The sequence below is a fragment of the Pseudoflavonifractor sp. 60 genome, from assembly GCF_009911645.1.
Taxonomy (GTDB): Bacteria; Bacillota; Clostridia; order Oscillospirales; family Oscillospiraceae; genus Lawsonibacter.
Genome location: NZ_QWKI01000063.1, coordinates 1 through 3626 on the forward strand (window position 1 = coordinate 1; position 3626 = coordinate 3626).

At 42.1% G+C, this 3626-nt stretch carries 4 protein-coding genes and 1 pseudogene; all 5 read right to left on the reverse strand.

Features of this window, described 5'->3' with window-relative positions; all coding sequences use genetic code 11:
* Nucleotides 1–267: mobilization protein (locus D1646_RS07820; protein ID WP_160635933.1), on the reverse strand; the 267-nt coding region annotated here is incomplete at its 3' end.
* Nucleotides 268–854: 587 nt separating this feature from the next.
* Nucleotides 855–1079: a helix-turn-helix domain-containing protein gene (locus tag D1646_RS07825; RefSeq protein ID WP_160635934.1), complete on the reverse strand. Its 225-nt coding sequence runs from the start codon at nucleotides 1077–1079 to the stop codon at nucleotides 855–857.
* Nucleotides 1066–1509 carry a sigma-70 family RNA polymerase sigma factor gene (locus D1646_RS07830; RefSeq protein ID WP_160635935.1) on the reverse strand — a complete coding sequence of 148 codons (444 nt, stop codon included), beginning with the start codon at nucleotides 1507–1509 and terminating at the stop codon, nucleotides 1066–1068. The genes D1646_RS07825 and D1646_RS07830 overlap by 14 nt, the downstream gene beginning before the upstream one ends.
* Nucleotides 1510–1561: 52 nt before the next feature.
* Nucleotides 1562–2872: an MATE family efflux transporter gene (locus D1646_RS07835; protein ID WP_160635936.1), complete on the reverse strand. Its 1311-nt coding sequence runs from the start codon at nucleotides 2870–2872 to the stop codon at nucleotides 1562–1564.
* A 481-nt stretch (nucleotides 2873–3353) separates the two neighbouring features.
* A pseudogene (locus D1646_RS07840) lies at nucleotides 3354–3476 on the reverse strand (Maff2 family protein); the annotation flags it as partial.
* Nucleotides 3477–3626 lie beyond the last annotated feature (150 nt).

Genomic DNA, 3626 nt, shown 5'->3' on the forward strand with positions numbered 1-3626 from the left:
CTCGTTCAGACAGCGGGCAATCTGGTTTAAGTTGCCGCCTATCTTCCCATACTCGGCTGTGAGTTTCCCAACGGCAGAGAGTAATTTATCATTGACCGGGGAAACGGTAATGACGGGGCGTATGCTTGACTTGATAAGGGCTTGCCGGATAAATTCGGCTTGGCTCATTTTGCAGAGGGTGACACGCTCGGAAAACTCGGCAAATTCTTCTTCGGTCAAGCGTGTCTTGATTACCCGGTGGCGGTGGGGTGTGTTGTATCTTTTCATGGCTGTGAACCTCCTTTCACTTGCCGCAAAAGCGGCGGTAATCATAAGCGGCGTAAGCCGCCAAAAGGCGGGCTTGGGGTGGCAACCCCAACAAGATTCCCATAGGACAAAATGAGCGATTAGCGAAATTTGGTACTGTGGTAGAATCTTGCTCTAAGAAACTGCGCTGTGTGGTCTGTTCGCTTACTATCCGGCTATTGGCGGCTGGTTTGTTGCGTTCCGGCGAAAATTTCCCTCTCAATACCTTTAGTGCCACACGGAGAGATTTTGCCAAAGCTGCGGAAAATTTCTCTCCCCAATACTTACAAACCAGCAAAAGGCAAAATGGACGTTGATTTGCGAAAATTTCCCCTCATTCCTTACAACACCACACAAGCCCGGATAGGCGGGGATTTTCAGAAATTTCTTCATTTTCCTTTCATTCCCCACACCACCAAAATCTGAAAACTGCCAAACAAAGAGCGTGTCATGTTTCCCTTTTCGTGGGGCAATACTGTGATTTTTTCAAAACGCCGAAAATAAACGCAAAAAAACAGGAAACCTTTTCTTGATTTCCTGTCTTGGTGTGCCGCTGTGATGGGCGGTGGTTATTCAGTTTTTTTGTAAGGCTGTTCATCAAAGTGGAACTGGAACAGAGCAGCGATAAGCCGTCGTTTTATGTTGTCCTCAGTGTCCTTGTTGACGTGTCCGTTTTCAAGAGAAGCAAGCCGGATTCGTTTGCCGTAATGCTGCAAAATCTCGTCCACGGCTTCCGGCTCTCCGCTGGTCGCTCTGACAATGGTTTCATACGGCACAAGTTTAGGATTCCTCATTCAAAAGCACCTCCATTTCTTCATGCAGCATTTGCAAGGCACTGTGTATGTGATGCCACGCCGTACTCCGACAGCGTCCGTATATCTCCCCGATTTCCTGTTGTGTGTAACGCCTGAAAAAGTAAAGGTAGATAATTTCCCTCTTTTTCTCCGGCAGAGAGGACAGGGCGGCGGCAAGCTCCCCATTTGTGAGGATAACCCCCTGACCGCATATCGTAACAGGGTATTGCTCACAAGGGTCTATAAAATATTTATCTGATGTACTGAACGGGTAAAACTTTTCTTCTGTAAGGTATTCAAAAGATATTTCCCTTTGCCGCCGCTTGTCCCTGTCACGCCATGCGTTGATAGCCGCATAGTATATGACCACTCTGCAAAAGGCGTTAAATGTATATTCGATATGCTCCTTATATTCTTCGGTGCAAGTCATAAAAATCCCCTCTTTTCTCCAAGTTTTTTATATTTAGAAAACAGATTTTGGATTATTTATAGATTAACTTTGTTGTTTTGTTCAATCCTACTGCTAAAATAAGTGTAATAAGTTCTGCAAAAAGTGGGGCAATCCAAATAGCATTATTTCCAAATAGAATAGGCATACAAAAGATGGAAATTGATTTAATAACAATACCCCTGCTTATTGCTATCACATTTGCTTGTGTTGTCCTCTTTGTTGAAAACATAAAATCTGTATAAATGAGATTCAGTGCCATAGGAATGAATGACAAACTGAACATTGGTAACGCTATAGTCGCAGTTTGTACAAGGTTGCTATCTTTATTAAAAATACAAATAACTGATTCATCAAAGAAAAACAATATACCATAAATAAAAATGGATAAAATCAAGTTAACAATTATCCCACAACGGAAAAACCAATTCATTTCGTTTGTATCACGTTTCCCATAACAATTTCCCCAAAGCGGTTGTAAGCCTTGAGCCACACCAGATAGGACAGCATTTGCAAGCGAATAAATAAAACTTAAAACACTAAATGTAGATACTCCTATATCCCCGATTAAACTTGCCAACATAAGATTATAGCAAAGTGCAGTAACTGGTGTCGTAAGCTGTGAAATTGCTTCTGGCACCCCTCGCTTGCATATTTTTTTGATAAGAGAAATATCAATTTTAAAAGCTTTAATGCGAAGTTGCCCTTTTTTCTTAACAAAATGTAGAAGAAGAACTATAACAGAAAATACCTGTCCTAAACCGGAAGCAACTGCTGCACCGATAATGCCCATATTTAACGGAAAGATAAACAGCCAGTCTAAAAAAATATTTGCTATCGCACCTACACACATTCCTATAAATGATAAAGCGGGCGAACCGTCATTTCTAACAAAAACAGACAGGCAGGTACTCATCAACATAGGAATTGAAAAAGCAGTATAATAAAACAAATAATCTGCTGACATTTTTCTCATTGTATCACTTAATTTATATGCGCCACTTATATCAACAATTTGCTGCGAAAATATCATTCCAATTATCATTAACACAACGGAAAGTAAAGCAGTTAAAGTAAAAGCAGTCATAAAAGCGTGATTTGCGCCCTCTTTATCTCCTCGTCCAATACGTATTGCAACAACAGTTGCACCGCCCATTGGGAACATTGCGGCAACAGCAACAACAAAAGTAATAAAAGGTACGCCAATATTAACAGCTCCTAATGCGGCTGAACCAGCGCCTTGTCCAACAAAAATACCGTCAACCACATTGTAAAGATAGGTTACAAATAACCCACCCATTGCCGGAAATATGTAACTACATAAAGACTTTGTTCTTGTACTCATAAAAACACCTCCACGCAAAATAAAAGAAGTGGGATAAAACCCTCAATGGTCTTATCCCACTTCAACAATCTTTTTGATTGCAAGTCCTCTGACAAGCAAACCTATTGTAACATGGGAAACTTTCAAAGTCAATGTAGTTATTATGAAAAAAAATCTCCGAAATAGCATTGAAAAATAAGCAATTTGCTTTTAAATTTGTTATAAGAATGAGGGGGATTCCGTAGTAGCCGGCACTGTGCGTAATGTGCATAACTTGCTATCTTATGGAGTTGTGGGAAAGTCTGTTTGCAGAATGTGGGAAAGCTGCACTTTAGCTTTTCCATGTTCTGTGAACAGACTTTTCCATGACGGAATAGCAAGTTATACACATTTCCACGGTGCTTGTCTTTTTGTCTTTTGGTTGCTTTGGTTCGGAATAGTGTGGTGCTGGCGGTCTATCTCTTGTTTTCGGTTGCTTGCTTCTTTACCGTACATGAGCATTGGAGCCGGGGTTGTCCGAGCCGTAGCCCTCCAGCAGATTGACAACGCCCCAAACGCCGAGGCCCGCGCCCAGCGCGATAACAAGGGTCTGCAAAGTGGTGATAGCGGATGCGAAAAATGCCATATAGTCCTCCATTTCTCCGGGATTTTCCCGGGCACAAGAAAAGCCGCCCGGTATAGGCGGCAGGTGACACTTCGGGACAAAATGTCCCAAAGCTATACAAAAGCGTCCGGGTCGTCCAAATCGTCATAGTTGAGGATGTCCTCGTCCTCG

Excerpts from the sequence above, each read along its gene's own strand:
- D1646_RS07835 (WP_160635936.1), bottom strand. The coding sequence starts at position 2,872 with ATGAGTACAAGAACAAAGTCTTTATGTAGTTACATATTTCCGGCAATG.
- D1646_RS07830 (WP_160635935.1), bottom strand. The coding sequence starts at position 1,509 with ATGACTTGCACCGAAGAATATAAGGAGCATATCGAATATACATTTAAC.
- D1646_RS07825 (WP_160635934.1), bottom strand. The coding sequence starts at position 1,079 with ATGAGGAATCCTAAACTTGTGCCGTATGAAACCATTGTCAGAGCGACC.